15 protein-coding genes are annotated in these 15,298 nt (G+C 61.0%); 9 read left to right on the forward strand and 6 right to left on the reverse strand.

The annotated features are described in order from the left end of the window. Positions 1 to 27 precede the first annotated feature (27 nt). The 3 genes from P12x_RS20655 (at position 28) to P12x_RS20665 (ending at position 2,689) form a co-directional block, all read left to right on the forward strand. Complete coding sequence (locus P12x_RS20655) at positions 28 to 1,404, forward strand: ascorbate-dependent monooxygenase (protein ID WP_435006613.1); 1,377 nt, start codon at positions 28 to 30, stop codon at positions 1,402 to 1,404. A 164-nt stretch (positions 1,405 to 1,568) separates the two neighbouring features. Next, on the forward strand, positions 1,569 to 2,336 hold the full coding sequence (locus P12x_RS20660; RefSeq protein WP_435006614.1) for a DUF72 domain-containing protein: 768 nt from the start codon (positions 1,569 to 1,571) through the stop codon (positions 2,334 to 2,336). Then, positions 2,336 to 2,689 carry a hypothetical protein gene (locus P12x_RS20665; protein WP_435006616.1) on the forward strand — a complete coding sequence of 118 codons (354 nt, stop codon included), beginning with the start codon at positions 2,336 to 2,338 and terminating at the stop codon, positions 2,687 to 2,689. The genes P12x_RS20660 and P12x_RS20665 overlap by 1 nt, the downstream gene beginning before the upstream one ends. 34 nt (positions 2,690 to 2,723) lie before the next feature. Here P12x_RS20665 and P12x_RS20670 read toward each other — a convergent pair whose 3' ends face one another. The 4 genes from P12x_RS20670 to P12x_RS20685 form a co-directional block, all read right to left on the reverse strand. Then, positions 2,724 to 3,374 (reverse strand): RNA polymerase sigma factor, encoded by a 651-nt coding sequence (locus P12x_RS20670; protein WP_435006618.1) that lies wholly within the window; start codon positions 3,372 to 3,374, stop codon positions 2,724 to 2,726. A 1,334-nt stretch (positions 3,375 to 4,708) separates the two neighbouring features. Further along, entirely contained in the window at positions 4,709 to 5,152 is a 444-nt protein-coding gene (locus tag P12x_RS20675; RefSeq protein WP_435006619.1) for a hypothetical protein, read from the reverse strand. A 79-nt stretch (positions 5,153 to 5,231) separates the two neighbouring features. Beyond that, positions 5,232 to 6,269 (reverse strand): DUF1559 domain-containing protein, encoded by a 1,038-nt coding sequence (locus P12x_RS20680; RefSeq protein WP_435006620.1) that lies wholly within the window; start codon positions 6,267 to 6,269, stop codon positions 5,232 to 5,234. A 225-nt stretch (positions 6,270 to 6,494) separates the two neighbouring features. Continuing rightward, complete coding sequence (locus tag P12x_RS20685) at positions 6,495 to 7,490, reverse strand: C-terminal binding protein (protein WP_435006622.1); 996 nt, start codon at positions 7,488 to 7,490, stop codon at positions 6,495 to 6,497. A 130-nt stretch (positions 7,491 to 7,620) separates the two neighbouring features. On the opposite strand from P12x_RS20685, the gene P12x_RS20690 reads away from it, so the two are divergent. The 3 genes from P12x_RS20690 (at position 7,621) to P12x_RS20700 (ending at position 10,399) form a co-directional block, all read left to right on the forward strand. After that, entirely contained in the window at positions 7,621 to 8,409 is a 789-nt protein-coding gene (locus tag P12x_RS20690) for an HpcH/HpaI aldolase family protein (RefSeq protein ID WP_435006624.1), read from the forward strand. A 318-nt stretch (positions 8,410 to 8,727) separates the two neighbouring features. Then, positions 8,728 to 9,759: an NAD-dependent epimerase/dehydratase family protein gene (locus P12x_RS20695; RefSeq protein ID WP_435006626.1), complete on the forward strand. Its 1,032-nt coding sequence runs from the start codon at positions 8,728 to 8,730 to the stop codon at positions 9,757 to 9,759. A gap of 97 nt (positions 9,760 to 9,856) precedes the next feature. After that, positions 9,857 to 10,399, forward strand: coding sequence for a type 1 glutamine amidotransferase domain-containing protein (locus tag P12x_RS20700; RefSeq protein ID WP_435006628.1), 543 nt, complete (start codon positions 9,857 to 9,859; stop codon positions 10,397 to 10,399). Between the two features lie 58 nt (positions 10,400 to 10,457). On the opposite strand, the gene P12x_RS20705 is transcribed toward P12x_RS20700, so the two are convergent. Continuing rightward, positions 10,458 to 10,781, reverse strand: a complete 324-nt coding sequence (locus P12x_RS20705; protein WP_435006629.1) for a tetratricopeptide repeat protein — start codon at positions 10,779 to 10,781, stop codon at positions 10,458 to 10,460. Positions 10,782 to 11,146: 365 nt separating this feature from the next. Here P12x_RS20705 and P12x_RS20710 point away from each other — a divergent pair, with 365 nt between their 5' ends. Beyond that, the gene (locus P12x_RS20710; RefSeq protein ID WP_435006630.1) at positions 11,147 to 12,553 is read left to right on the forward strand and encodes a trypsin-like peptidase domain-containing protein; all 1,407 of its coding nucleotides are present in this window, start codon (positions 11,147 to 11,149) and stop codon (positions 12,551 to 12,553) included. A gap of 128 nt (positions 12,554 to 12,681) precedes the next feature. Here the strand turns inward: P12x_RS20710 and P12x_RS20715 are convergent, their stop codons facing one another. Beyond that, complete coding sequence (locus P12x_RS20715) at positions 12,682 to 13,455, reverse strand: hypothetical protein (protein WP_435006632.1); 774 nt, start codon at positions 13,453 to 13,455, stop codon at positions 12,682 to 12,684. A gap of 284 nt (positions 13,456 to 13,739) precedes the next feature. Here P12x_RS20715 and P12x_RS20720 point away from each other — a divergent pair, with 284 nt between their 5' ends. Beyond that, positions 13,740 to 13,973 (forward strand): hypothetical protein, encoded by a 234-nt coding sequence (locus P12x_RS20720; RefSeq protein ID WP_435006633.1) that lies wholly within the window; start codon positions 13,740 to 13,742, stop codon positions 13,971 to 13,973. Positions 13,974 to 14,119: 146 nt separating this feature from the next. Beyond that, positions 14,120 to 15,250, forward strand: coding sequence for a DUF1559 domain-containing protein (locus P12x_RS20725; RefSeq protein WP_435006634.1), 1,131 nt, complete (start codon positions 14,120 to 14,122; stop codon positions 15,248 to 15,250). The last annotated feature ends 48 nt before the right edge of the window (positions 15,251 to 15,298 follow it).

Consider the following 15,298-nt stretch of genomic DNA (forward strand, 5'->3'; position numbering starts at 1 on the left):
CGGCACGTCCTTCAGGAGAGGTCGAAGATGAGACGAGGCATCGGGTTCGGAGTGACCCTATCGGTCCTGATCGGGTTCTCGCCCGCCAATGGCGAGGTGCCGACGTATCATGGTCAGGTCGTTGCAATTCTTCAGAAACATTGCCAGGACTGTCACCGGCCGGGTCAGGTTGCCCCGTTCTCATTGCTCACCTTCGACCAGGCCCGTAAGCGAGGGGCGGATATCCTCCAGCAGGCCGAAGACAGGCGGATGCCGCCCTGGCCCGCCTCGACCGCCTACGGTGGTCCCTTCCTGGATCAGCGAATCCTGCCCGATGCGGATCTCGACACGCTCCGGTCCTGGGTCGCGGCCGGGTGTCCCGAGGGAGATCCCAAGGATGCTCCGCCCGCTCGAGAATTCTCATCCGACTGGCCACTCGGTCCCCCCGACCTGATCCTGACGATGCCCGAGCCTTATGAGCTCGAAGCCGAGGGAGACGATGAGTTTCGGGTTTTCGTCCTCAAGACCGCCCTTCCCTCCGAGCGTTGGATTCAGGCCGTCGACTTCCGCCCAGGTAATCGGAAAGTGGTCCACCACATCCTGGCCGGGGTCGAGCGGGAGCACAGGGGACGAGAACTCGATGCTGGTGATGAGAAGCCTGGATATTCCTCGGTTGGAGGATTTGGCGACGGAGTCCGAACACGAGGCTTTCTCCCCATCTGGACTCCTGGTAGTCGGCCTCGATACTCTCCCGAGAATTCGGGCTATCTCCTACCAAGTGGGGCGGATGTCCTCGTCCAAATGCACTATCACAAGAGCGGTAAGGTCGAAACCGATGCGACGGAAGTAGGACTCTACTTCTCCGAAAAGCCTCTACCGAATGAGCTGAAGACGGGCTTCATCTTCCCCGAGATTTCGACCCTACAGGGGATCGCCCTGGGAGCGAAGGCCCGGGCCGCCCAGGCGGCCGGAAAGAGGCTGACGCTCGATGAAACTTTGCACGATATCCTGGTGATTCCCGCCGGTGTTAAGAATTACGAAGTCCGAGGCAGCAACCGCAAAGGGATGGGTAAACCCATCGATCGCGACATCATCCTGACCTCCGTCATGCCGCACATGCACTGGTTGGGCAAGGACTTCGAGTTCACCGCCGTCCTTCCCGACGAGAAAGCAACGCGTATCCCGCTGATCAAGATCGAACGATGGGACTTCAACTGGCAGGGCACCTATGGGCTGGTGGAACCGATCAAGCTCCCCAAGGGAACACACTTTGAAACGCTGGCCCATTTCGACAACTCCGACAGCAACCCGTCCAACCAGAACCACCCACCCAAGACGGTCCACTGGGGCGAGCAGACCAACGATGAGATGATGATCGGAATCTTCGAGTTCATCGTGGACGAGCCCAATCAAGTCAAACCCTGAAACCAGTAGGACGGTTCGAGTGCTCGACGGGTTGAGGTCATTCCCCTTCCCCGAGCCTCGAACTTTCTTATACTGTACGCATGAGCGAACAGGAGCATCCCATCTGGATCGGTTGCAGCGGCTGGAGTTATCCAGACTGGGCCGGACCCTTCTATCCTGAAGGAATGGCGGCCGGCGAATACCTCGAATGGTATGCCGATCGCTTCCCGATCGTGGAGGTGGACAGTACCTTCTACCGGGTCCCTTCCCGAGCGATGGTCCAGGGTTGGAAGAACAGGACGCCGGACGACTTCCGGTTTGTGCTGAAGGTTCCCCAGGTCATCACCCATCAAAAGAAGCTCCAGGGCTGCGAGGAAGAGGTCGATGGATTCGTCACCTCGATCCTCGGGCTGGGGGACAAGCTCACCGCCGCACTCCTGCAACTTGGTTACTTCAACCGAGGGGCCTTCGGCTCACTCGACGAGTTTCTTGGCGTCCTCGACCCATTCCTCGACCGATGGCCTCATCGACAGGTTCCGCTGGCCGTGGAGGTTCGCAATCCGCGATGGGTTGGGCCGAAGCTCGCCGAGGTCCTCCGAGACCACAACGCGGCCATCACCTTGACCGAGCAGACCTGGATGCCTCGCCCGGCCGAGGTGGCTAAACAGATCGATCCGATCACCGGACCGATCGGCCTGGTCCGGCTCCTCGGCGATCGGGAATCCATCGAGAAGATGACGACGACCTGGGAGAAAGTCGTCATCGACCGATCGAACGACCTGGCCGAGACGGCCGGTGTCGTCCGCTCGATGGCGGATCGAGTCCCCGTGGCCGTCTTCCTGAACAATCACTACGCTGGTCATTCTCCGGCGACGGCCAGGGATCTGAGGAAGCTGCTCGGTCAACCCGAACCAGTGCCACCGGTGCGTCCCCGAACGACCCTGTTCGATTGATGAACAAGACCATGACCGACTCGGTTGCCGGTGCAAGTTGGCCCGAACGCGAAGCCCGATGGCAGAAGCGACTCCGTCGGCTTCGACTGGGAGCCGAGCCGATCGAGGACCAACTCGTCAGGTTCCGCCGGGTGACGATCGTGCTGACGATCATCGGGATTTCGGTCGGCCTGATGTTCCTCTCGATCTTCGCCGCGTTCGGTCGGGTGGATGTTGGAGCGATCGTGGTAGGAATTTTGCTTGGACCGGTCATCGCGCTGGCGTGGCTCGACCATGCGATCCTCCGAGCGCGAGCCGCGGCCTATCTCCGAGATCTCAAGGACTGGCAGTCGAGGGCAACCCCGCCGGCATGAGCCAGATGGCTCAGACCGGCAGGGGCTACCTCGATCAGACGCAGAATGCCTCGGTTGATCCGACCAACTCGGCATCCTCGTCTTCTACATCGGAGTCGGCCCATTCCTCGTCGTCAGCGGCGTTCGATTGCAACTCGAACTTGAGTCGCTTCCGGGCCGTGTGGAGTCGCCGCTTGATGGTGCCGATCGGGGTATCGAGCCGCTCGGCGATCTCGACCAGGGATTGTCCCTGGATGTAGAACGCGACGAGGGTCTCACGATCCAGGGTCTTGAGCCGAGACATCCCATCCCAGAGTCGTTGGGCCCGTTCGCGGGCGATTAATTCTTCCAGGGGATCGATCCCCTGCTCTCCGGAGGCTTCCAGGATCTGAGCGTCGACGCTCGGAGGCTGGACCCGACGAGTGGCGCGGTTGATGGCCATCCGGGCGGCAACCTGTCGGAGCCAGCCGGCGAATCGCTCGGGTTCTCGGAGCTGGTCGATTCGTTTCATGACGTGGAGGAAGACCTCCTGGGTCAGTTCAACGGCCTCGCTCGGGTTGCCGAGTCTACGAAGGCAGATGGCGTGAACAGTCCGCTCGAACTGTTCCACGAGTTCACCGAACGCCTCGCGATCGCCGCGTTGGGCGCGGCGGACCAGGACGGCCAGATCGATCCATTTGGGGTCCCTGGGGGGGACACTTCTCACGGTCGCTATCACGGGAATCACCCTACCCCGATCCTCGGGGGCCTGGGCTCGCCTCACACGCCTCGATGAAAATCAATAAATCCGGGGCGTGGAACGAGCATCGCCGACGGGCACGTTACAGGCACCGAACGGGGGCGATAGCCAGGGAGCGGGCACGGTCCTTGGGGCGGGAATCGGCGTGATTCCGCCCAGGGACGATGCCAGGCTCCGGTGACTTAGGCCACAAGTCCGGAGACCGACGGTGACGGCTAGGGCGCGGTGAACTCGCGGGAGATCATCCAGCAAGCATCATCCGCGCGGGCCGACCACCCGATCAGGGCCAAATTCCGAGTACCGAGCCTGGGATGCGACGCAACGGTAGCGAGGCCGCATCGAAGGCGATCAATTCCCGAAACCCGACGGCATTAATCTGGGAGATCGACTCTCATCCCCCGAGGCCATGTCTCACGACGCGGCCAGGGGAACCTGGGTAGCTCGGGCCGATCGGCCCGCTCTCCTCGACGAAACGGATCGCCTGGTGAGGTCGGTTAGGGACCTCACCAGGAGATGGATCGTCGAGTGGAGCGGCGGCGAGTCGAACCAGCCTGTCCCGTTGTCGCCCGACCGGACGACGACGGTACCGACGGGATGCGACGCCAAGGCAACGGGCTGCCCCTGTTGGTCTCGATCCGACGCGCCCGAGGAAGGCCACGACGTATCGAGGGATGAGCCAAAAATTCCGATCATTTTGGGCTTGTATGGTTTGGGTCCCATAATGGGCGGACCCTCGAACCGATAACCCGAATGACCGCAAGATTCGGCGCGCACGGAGACGACTACAGGATCGACGTGGGCGGTGCGCAGGGTCAGGCTACCGTTGTTGATGGCGCTCGCGTTCTGGTCGAGCTTCCGCGTGCCGAGGTTCAGCCGGTTGGTGTTGGCCGAGAGCGTACGGTTCGTGCGGTTCAACATGGCAAGACCCTCACTTCCGCCAGAGGTGGGCGGGATGGAGACGCCCAAGCGGCGGGTGGCCGTCGGGCGGGGCCGCCCCGATTCATGGTCGGGACGGCGGGAACGGGAGAAGGGACCATGCCCTTCGCGAAGACAAGTGGATTGGGGTCCGGTTGGTTCCCGATTCCTCGTGTCTGTGAGGTGGGCGACGCGCCCGACCTCCAAGGAGTCCGAACTATCCTAAGGCCCGATCGAAGAAAGGTCGAGCCCGTGTATTCGCCGGTCTGACAGAGTAGACGTCGGTAAGGTTCGCGAGAATTCGGAAAATCTTCGAAGTCTTCCGATAATTTCCCCGTTCGGGTCGAAACAAGGCGATTCGACCCGCATTCCGGTCCACTTCTCGATCATTCGGTCAAATCGAAGTTTATCGTATTGGATCCGCTATTCACGGTCTCCTTCAAGCCCGAAGTATCTGGCTTCTCGTACTTTTCGGGGACCAGACGCTTCGGAGGCACCTTCTTCTTCGGGATGTAATCCAGGACGGGATTGTCCTGGGCGAAGATCGTCACGCGATAATCCCCGAGGAGCGCCCCATCGCCCGGGTTCTGGGTCTGGAGCGTGTAGTTCCCACTCGAATCGATCTGACCGGTCGCCGTACGACCGTCCGGGTTGAGGGGGAGGAAGGTGACCATTCCCAAGGTCACCGGCTTACCCTGGTAGGTGACCTGGCCCGAGACCGAAGCGAGTTCTGGCCCCGAGGAGCCGCATCCGAGAGGCCCGATCGCGGCCAGGGCGAGCCCAAATGCGACGAGTCGAATCGCTCGATCAGGGTTGAATTCAGTCCACATCGAGGTCCTGTCCCCATCACAATGAAGAATGGGCCGGATACGCGATGGCGCACCCTGGCCCGAATAGGTCCTTCATCCATCAATAGGAGTCGGACGAGATGATCTCGCCCATGCCGCGGGTGCTGAGCGACTGGTAGGTGGACATATTGATCGTGCTCTTGATGAACTTCACCGAACCGTCGCACATGGCGAAGTTGGCCCCTCCCGGATGGACGCTCCTGAAGCTGTACCAGTGGTGCCAGCTCCCCGTGTCGCTCGCCCCGGTCGCGATCACCGTACTACCAGACCCCGAGATCGAGACACCCGGTGCCAGGTAATTGATGGGGACCGCCGTCGAGCCGATCGACTGGTTGGCCTCGACCCAGGCGTTCCAGAGGGTGACCCTCATGATCTGCTCGCCCGCGAGGAACGTGTTTGACGTCCCGTCCGTGATCGAGGCTAGGGGTACTCCGGAACACTGCCTCCAGAAGATCCCGCTCCCCGTTCCGGGGGCCGGGGGGATGGATTGAGTGGCGGGATCTCCCAACTGAGTCCCCCGACAAACGTAGCCCTGCGATGCGCAAAGCTGAACCACGCCCGGCCCGGGGTTGCACGCCAGGCAGTTATCGCCCAAGTTGCCCACATACGAGGTCCCGGCCGCGGGGCTGTTGCCGATCTCATCGGCATTCGTCGTATCGAGAGCAGGGCTGGAATCGGACGGGCAGAGGAAGGAATTCACGACGGAAACGCGGACCGTCGAATTCTGCTGCCCGAGATAGGCCGGGCTCCAGTTTCCCAGGGAGTTCGGCCCCCACATGATGCTGAAATTGATCGAATTGTAAAGGGGCTGTTGTTCCATGTAAGGGAGGATGAAAACCAGCCAACTGGAATTATTCCAGCTATAAGTGGCGGTGGCGTAATTCGGGTGAAGATAGAGGTTTGCGGGAAAACTGTTCGTCACTTCGTTGTAGTTATGGCAGGCCAGTGCCAGTTGCTTCAGGTTATTGACGCACTGGGCGCGTCGGGCTGCCTCCCTGGCCGCCTGGACCGCGGGAAGCAGCAGCGCGATCAGGACCGCGATGATCGCGATGACGACGAGCAATTCGATCAGAGTGAAGCCACGGACTCGACGACTCATGAAAATCTCCTCCACGAACAACTTTCGACGAACGGCCTCATGTCCCTGGCCCTGGAGAACTCCAGAACCAGACGTGAGACCGCTTCCATTCCTGAGAGGGGGGGAAGAGAAGGTGGTGTGTTTCGTCGGGGTTATTTCACGAGCCTAACCAACTCGCAATTCACTCGCAATCGACTACTTCAAGATTATTAAACTTGAGTTTTCGATCGCAATTATACTTCTTCATTAGATCCTTCGATCTGACAGGGCAGCTCGAGGGTTCGAAATCATCGCAACGTTCACGAGGTTCCGGGGTGCTTCGCCGAGCAGGATCCTTCGGACCTCCTCGGCGGCCTTGGTCCTCAACTCGACGAATCCTTCGATGCTGTAGAAGGCAGAGTGCGGGGTCAGGATGACCCGGGGGTGAGCCCGAAGCCTGGCGTCGTCGAGAGGTTCGCGCTCGAATACGTCGATCCCCGCCCCGAGCAGATGGCCCGATTCGAGCGCCTCAATCAACGCTTCCTGTTCGACGACCGGACCTCGGGCCGTGTTAATGAGGATCGAACCCGGACGCATGCTCGCCAGGGTCCGGGCGTTGATCAAGTGTCGGGATCGATCGTCGAGGAAGCAGTGAAGGCTCACGAAGTCGGACTGTTCCAGGAGAGGTTCCAGACGGAACTCTCGCCGGACACCCAACGCCTTTTCCAGCCCCGATGGGGCGTAGGGATCATAGAAGACCACGTCCAGTCCGAACGCCTTCGCCCTGAGAGCCGTCGCCGACCCGATCCGTCCACAACCCACGATCCCGAGCGTCTTCCCTCGGAGCCTCGGCGTGTCCTGGCCGAGGAGGTAATCCCAGGAGCCGGCCTTCATCGAGGCATCCTGTATGACCAGATGACGAGCGACGGCCAGGAGGAGCATGATCGAATGATCGGCAACTTCCTCGGTCCCATAATCCGGGACATTGCAGACCGCGATCCCTCGACTTCCGGCCGCCCCGAGATCGACGTTGTTATAACCCACCCCCGCGCGGACGACGACTCGACATCGAGGGGCCCTCTGGAAAGTCGCGTCGGTCATCCGCTCGATATCGTGGAAGAGGATGATTGCGTCGGCCTCGGCCAGATGCGGAGCGAGCGCATCCTCATGGTGGGCGCGAGCGACGACGACTTCGGCCACTCCATCGAGCACGGGTCCCTCGATCGAGGAATCCTGGAGAAAATCGGCGATGAGCACGTTCATGGGCGGGAATCCCGGAGGGTCTGAAGTTCGGAAGGCCCTTGGTTATCTCCGATCGGACGAGTAGGTTCAACGAGCCGGGGCGAAGCATCGGACCCACCCGGCCCATCACGCCTGACTCGAAGGACACGCGATGCCGAGAATCAAACAGCTTCTCTCCGAGGGCAAGCTCGTCCGGATGTTCGGGATCGGTCAGCTTTTCTCCCCCAAGCTGATCGAGATCGTCGGAGAGCACGGCGGTTTCGATGCCCTCTGGCTCGACGCCGAGCATGCCGGACTGAACATGAAGGAGATCGAACTGGCCACGATGGCCGCCCGATATTACGGGATGGATCACTTCGTCCGGCAACCGGCAACCGATTACGCGTCCATCATGCGCTCGCTCGAGGCCGGAGCCGGAGGGGTCATGATCAGCATGGCTCGCGGGCCTGAGGACGCCGAGCAGGCCATCCGCTGGGCCAAGTTTCATCCCCGAGGCGAACGCGGGATGAATGGAGGAAACCGTGACGGACGATTCGGACTGACACCGGTCCCCAATTATGTCGCGGACGCCAATATCCAGACCTTTGTCGGAATCCAGCTCGAAACCGCCGGGGCGATCGCTCGGGTGGCCGAGATTGCCGCGATCCCGGATGTCGATCTCCTCTTCGTCGGCCCGGCCGACCTGAGCCAGGTGCTGGGGATACCCGGCGACTTCGAAAACCCTCGATGCCTCGATGCCATCGAGAAGATCGCCGAAGCTTGCGCCCAGGCGGGCAAACCTTGGGGGATCGTCCCGAGAGGGCCCGAATACGCCGCGAGGATGCTCGGCTGGGGATGCCAGATGTTCGTCCTGGCGTTCGACATACACATGGTACACGCCGGAATCCGCACAACCAAAGGACGTTATGGCGAGGGTTTCTTTCCCACTGCCGGGTATTGAACAACACGACTTGTCCGAGCCCCAGCGCCGGGAAAAACGAACCCAATCGGCCGTCGCCTCCAATTCACGGACAAGCGAGGGTCTACGACAGATCGCTGGAAAAAACGAACCCAAGATCTGACTCCCGAACGGACTCAACCAACCTGCATCGACCGCTGGCTTCTCAATACCATCGTGGGGACGGCGTACGGCTAAACTGAGTTCGCGATCGTAGCCGGTGATTTTGACCGACCGCGTTCCGGCGGGTACGCTTGTGCGTATTCCGAGAATCAAAGCCTGACGATTATTTCTAGCTCGACGGTCGGGCAGCTTGGAGCGATGATGAACGAACCCAAGACGCTTTTTATCACCGGAGCGACCGGGTTGGTCGGTAGTCACGCGGTCGAAGAAGCGCTCCGGCGGGGCTTCCGGGTCAAGGCCCTGGTTCGTGCATCGAGCGACACCGGCTGGCTCGACTCGCAAGGGGTTGAAAAGGTTCCCGGCGACCTGGAAGACGCGGCGGCTCTCCGAACTGGTGTCGAGGGGGCCGATTGGGTGTTCAACTGCGCCGCGAAGGTCGGCGACTGGGGAACGCTGGAAGAATTTCGACGGCTCAACGTGGAGGCGCTCCGGCTCCTCCTCGACGCGGCGAGCGACGCCAAGGTCGCTCGCTTCGTCCATGTCAGTTCACTCGGCGTATATGAGGGACGAGACCACTACGGGACCGACGAGACCACGCCCCCCGCGGCCGAGGCATTGGACGGCTACACCCGTTCCAAGGTCGAAGCCGAAGCACTGGCCTTGAGTTACGTCAAGGATCGTGGGCTGCCCCTCTCGGTCGTACGGCCGGGATTCATCTATGGTGAACGCGACAGAACTGTCCTGCCCAAGCTGGTTCACTCGCTCCGAACGGGTCGATTCGCATATTTCGGTTCGGGCGACCAAGCTCTGAACTGCATCTACGTCAAGAATCTGGTCGAGGCGATTTTCCTGGCTGCCGAGGTCCCCGGAGCGGTGGGTGAGGTCTTCAACGTTACCGATGGTGATGGAGTCAGTAAAAAGCAATTCATCGGCAGGGTCGCGCAGTTGGCTGGCCTGAAGCCGCCTCGCCGGAAGATCCCGCTCTGGTTGGCCTGGACCCTGGCAATCCTCCTGGAACGTCGGGCCAAGCGAAAAAAGGCGACCACACCTCCACTGGTCAACAAGGCTCGATACAAGTTCCTGGGCCTGAACCTCGATTATTCCATAGAGAAGGCCCGACGGATCCTGGGCTATTCCCCCCCCTTCACCACCGAGCAAGGCTTGACCGCCGCGATGGCCGAGTTCCAGGCAACCCCGGCAGTCGGGGCCGGAACTCTGGTTTCTCGATGATCTAAGTTCCTGGACCGTGGCTCCCGACCCTCGCTATCATCGGCGAGGTATCGTCGAATCACGCTCCAGGAAACGCATTCTCCAAGGGATCTGCACCATGGAACACGTCAAGGGCAAGCGCATCGCGGTCCTGGCCGAGAAGCTCTACGAAGACCTCGAACTCTGGTATCCGGTGCTTCGCTTCCGAGAGGCGGGAGCCAAGGTCATGATCGTCGGACCCAAGGCCGGGGAGACTTATCCCTCGAAGCATGGATATCCGGCGAAGGCCGATAGCTCGGCCGGAGATGTCAGGGCGGCCGACCTTGATGGCATCGTCATCCCGGGCGGGTACTCTCCCGACCATATCCGCCGTCACAAGGCGATGATTGAACTGGTGACCGATGCCATGAAACTGGGAAAGGTGGTCGGATCGATCTGCCATGGGCCGTGGGTCCTCTGTTCGACCCACGCACTCAAGGGGCGAAAACTGACCGGGTTCTATTCGATCCGCGACGATGTCGAGAACGCGGGCGGACTCTGGGAAGACGCGGCCTGTGTCCGGGACGGAAACCTGGTGACAAGTCGGACCCCGGACGATCTCCCCGCCTTCATGCTGGGGCTCTTCGAAGCGCTCGGCGAAGTTGCCAAACCTCGGTCCTGAGTCCGATGACCGGATCGCGGTTCACTGGGGAATCCCGGTCACGGATACCACCGAGTGCTCACCCGATCTGTGCCAGCAGCCCTTCCATCTCCGAAGCGGCATGCCAATCCCCCCGACGGCCCGCCAGCGCGATCCCATCCTTGAGGATGGATCGCGCTTCATCAAACTCCTCAGCCTGTATGTAGGACTGGCCGAGTTGCTGATGCGCCGCCACCTGATCGGTGGGATGGTCGACGATTAGTTGGAGGAGCCTCATCCTTCCTTCTCCGATGTCGCCTTCGCGGAGGCATTGGACGGCCAGACCGTAGCGAAGGAATGTGTCCGTTGGGTCGTCGGCCAGGCTCGCTTCGAGTTTGAGCCTTCTCGTTGATTTCTCGGCCATCGGGAATTCACTCCTACCGTCCCGGTCGATGCAGATCGCTCAGATTAGGGCCAGAGCGATCCCGTTGTCAATCGACGCTCCAGATCTCGGATCGGTCCGATTATTCCGGATTAATGGGTCATGATGGCTGATCCCGGATGTGATTGGGCAAGGTTTACGGGTCATGAGGAAGATTGGCTAAGCTAGGCGGCAGAGGCGTGACTAGATCGCAAGACGGTCCGAATGGAGGCCGATTCAAAGGACGTCGGGGGTCGTGTCAAGGCGACTTTCGACGGATCGGGAGGGCATGGCGGCCCCATACGGATCGGGGCGCGTGATGGTCCTTCCGGGGTCGTCGGCTGATTATCGGCCTAGGGAGATCCATCGTGCCACTGCCTAATAAGCGTCTAGAAGGATTCTGGCCTGGAGTGGCGCTGGCGGTGCTGGCGTTGAGCCTCGTCGATCGACCGGCCTCGGCCGATCTGGCCTCCAGGGAAACGCCGGTGACCCGGGCGGTCCGGAAGGTCAAACCCTCGGTCGTCAATATCTCCAGCGAGAAAAAGGCGGCCTCGACCAGTCGTTGGCCATTTTCGAGCGAGGAGAGCCAACGACCTCGGGTGAGCGGCATGGGCAGCGGCGTGATTGTGGATGGTCGGGGATTCATCCTGACGAACCACCATGTCGTCGATAAAGTTCAAGGCATCGAGGTCCACCTCTTTGACGGGACGAATCTCCCTGCCCGCGTGATCCAGTCGGACCGGGAAATGGACCTGGCGGTGCTCAAGGTCGACGCCGGACGGCCTCTGACCGCCGTCGCCATCGGAGCATCATCCGACCTGATGGAAGGTGAGACGGTCATCACCATCGGGAATGCCTTCGGATACGAGAATACCGTCTCGCAAGGGATCATCAGCTCGCTCAAGCGCAACGTTACCCTCGCGGACGATCAGGTCTACCGGAACCTGATCCAGACGGACGCCTGCATCAACCCGGGAAATTCGGGCGGCCCGCTGATAAATATCGATGGCGAGTTGGTCGGGATCAACGTCGCGACTCGGTCCGGCGCCCAGGGAATCGGATTCGCTTTGCCGATCGACGAAGTCAAGCGAGTGGCCTCGGAGATGATGAGTACCCGCCGACTAGCCCTGAAGTGGCATGGGATGGTCGCTGGGGAGTCGTTCCAGGGTGAAGTCCGGCGGGTGGTCCTGAGTGAGGTCCAGGCCAATAGCCCTGCCGAAGAGGCCGGATTTCGGCCCGGTGATCACGTCGTCAGGATCGGCGAGCTTCCCGTGACCAACACCCTCGACATCGAACGGGCCTTGCTCGACGCCCAGCCGGGATCTCCCACTCGTGTTTTAGTTCGACGAGATGGGAAAGATCAGGAACTTCCGCTCGATGTACGGCCGCTCGGCAGGACCACGACCTCGGTAACGAACCCCGACGCAACCCAGCTCGTCTGGCGGACCCTCGGCTTGAAGGTCACCCCGGTCGACTCCGGTTACGTCGCGGCCGCCGACCGACAGTTGAACGGCGGTCTCTACGTCGAGTCGGTCGTCGCCGACAGTCCCGCCGGCAGGGCCTCGATCCTGAGGGGCGACATCCTGGTCGGCCTGAATGTCGGGACTCGGAATCTCGAAACGCTCCGCCCCGACAACGTTCTCTACATCCTCCGACAGCCGGGGGTCGCCCACTCGATGGTCTTGCCCTACTACATCGTACGAAGCAATCGCGTGTTACAGGGCTCGATGACCCTTGCCGAGGCGAATCTGAGCAGCGCCGTCCTGAATCGCTGAACGAGCTACTCACTACCAACTTCGATTACAAAACGCATGAAGTCCGATCTCGGACGTGCCAGGTGGCACGTCCGAGTTTCGTCGACATCGGGGGAACAATCACGAATCCGCCGGGCCTCGATTCTCGATCAGTTCGTGGCAACCTTTCTCGGCTTGCCGGAACCGACGGCCCAGATGGAGCCGAGGGCGATTCCGATCGCGACGAAGACGCGTGCGAGGAATCTTGGAAGCATCATCGGGGCGATCGGTAGATCCGCCTCGGAGAATGGAAGGAAGATCGCACCGACCGCATCGAAGAGGATGGTCGCTAATGCGGCGCCGATCAAGCCTCCGACGGCGGCCGGGACGATCCGTCGACGATCTCCCAGCCCGATCCCGAAAGCCAACCCAACGGCGGCTCCGATCGCACACCAGATCGCGCCATGAATCACGATGGGAAGTTTCAGGTCGGGGGCTTGAGGCTCGTAGAATTTGCGGTGGAGCGGGACGACAAAGGGTGAGATCGCAGCCCCGACCGAGCCGCCCAGGACGAGACCGACGACACCCCCGAAAACCGCACCTCGGATCGACCTTCTCGCCAATCCTCCCACCAGCCCGAGCCCCAGGCCGGTGAATGCTCCGAGGGATCCGAATGCGATCGCGGCGTTCAAGCCGTCGGCACGGTCCTTCTCGAGGTTGAGTTGCTTGAACGCATAGGGCTCGGCCGCAGCCTTCGCCGACGGTTTGTACAGGTCATACGTCGCCTCCCCGGCCCCCCAGGCCAGGATCCCGGCGATCAGGCTCGCAATCAGGCCGCAGGTCCATACAATCCTGGGAATCTCGCCGGTCCCGAGTGCGGCTTCCCCCCCCATTTCCGCGTCGACGGGTGAAGACGGAGTGGGTCCTTGATCATTCGGATCCATGGAACATCTCCATGCGCTCGATCATCCAGGCGGGGCCTCCCGCAGGGATCGAACAGAATTTTGGAATTTATGCTTTACAGCGAAGTGTCCGACTTTCATACTCCACACTAATCCCACTTCGATTTCCAGATTCTATCCAGTACTTTGTCCGATCTCGATCCGATGAGTGGATCATCCCCCACGTCTTTGGGGGTATCCATAGCTCCCCGGTTTGAAGCACCGCTTCATGACGGGGTGTTCACCGTTATCCTCCGAGGCTGCACGCAATCAATTCGGGAGGCTTGATGCAACCGTCGAAGCTCTGCGGGGCCTGGAAGTTCCTCCTCATCGCAAGCCTCGCTCTTATGAGTGGATGTGGCGACGAGGAGATTCAACTCCAGAAGGCCAAACCGGTCGACATTGGCGAGCGCAAGGACGAGAAAGCATCGAAGAGTCAAGCAACATTGAAGAAGGGCGCCCCACCTATCGGTTCATCGTCGGGGATGACACATAATCCTTCGGAGACGCCCAGGCCCTGATTCTGCCGGGATCTGCCGGGATCGTAGCGTGTCGCATCGTACTATCTCGCGTGTCTGTGGTCTGATGTCGTTTCACGTCATCGGCCTGCCCTCAACTCAGCGGTGCCAGCATGTAAACTCATTCGCAATCTTAGGAGAGATGGGTCATGAGAACGCCCTCCGTTCGCACCCGTTCGCCTCGCCGTGGGTTCGGCTTCACGCTGATCGAACTGCTCGTCGTGATCGCCATTATCGCAGTCCTGATCGCCCTCCTACTCCCCGCCGTGCAAGCCGCCCGAGAAGCGGCTCGGCGTGCCCAGTGCACGAACAACCTGAAGCAACTCGGGTTGGCGATGCACAACTATCACTCTTCGAGCGATTGCTTTCCGGGCATTTACGGCGCTCGAAATGTCAGCAACCCTTCCGAGATTCGAGGAACCTGGGGCGCCTGGAGTGCCCAGTCGCTCCTGCTGGCCTATTTCGAGCAAGTCCCTATTTACAATGCCTGCAACTTCATGATCTGCAACCGTGACACCGGTGCCGGTCAGCTCCAGAATCAGACGGCAATCGGGCAGCGGATTAATAGCTTCCTTTGCCCATCCTCGCCCCTCCCGGTCGGCGATGATGGCCCGTTCCGGAAGCCGGGCAACAACTACTTCGCGAACGTCGGCGCGAGCCTCGCCTTCAACGCCGATCCATACAATGCCATGCCCGCCTCGGCATGGCCTAACGGCATTTTCATGGTGAATGGCCCGTCGATCGGGATCCGCGACATCAAGGACGGGACGAGTAACACGATCGCCTTCGGCGAATGGCGTACCGGCGATTTCAATGAGACCAAGCTTTCCGTCCCCCAGGACGTGATCAATCTCCGCCAGCCGCCGGCGAATTCCGGGTGGGGATCGCCCAACCTCAACATGCCCACCGGAGCCCTCAGCTTCCAGGCCTGGCTCAACTCCTGTGCCGGTGCGGCCCCCTCCTCGACCTCGGGTGGAGAATCGTGGCGGACCAACATGAGCTATCTCGGCCAGAGCTGGCACCAGGGGATGTTCGGTTGGACCATGGGCAACACGCTCCTGGCCCCAAACCCCTCGGTCCCCAACTGCCGGACCTGCTCCTGGGACGGTGACTGGGACTGCGAAGGGATGTACGGACTGAGTAGTTTCCACCCGGGCGGAGGCAACGTCCTCATGGCCGATGGGTCGGTTCGCTTTCTCAAGTCCACGACCGCCATCCGCACGGTTTGGGCACTGGGATCGCGTGATCAGGGAGAGGTTATCTCCAGCGACTCGTACTGATCAAGCTGGAACGGCCCTTTCCTGATCGTCGAAATCGTCTTGAAGGGG

Origin of the sequence: Tundrisphaera lichenicola, from assembly GCF_051175385.1 — a bacterium.
Taxonomy (GTDB): Bacteria; Planctomycetota; Planctomycetia; order Isosphaerales; family Isosphaeraceae; genus Tundrisphaera; species Tundrisphaera lichenicola.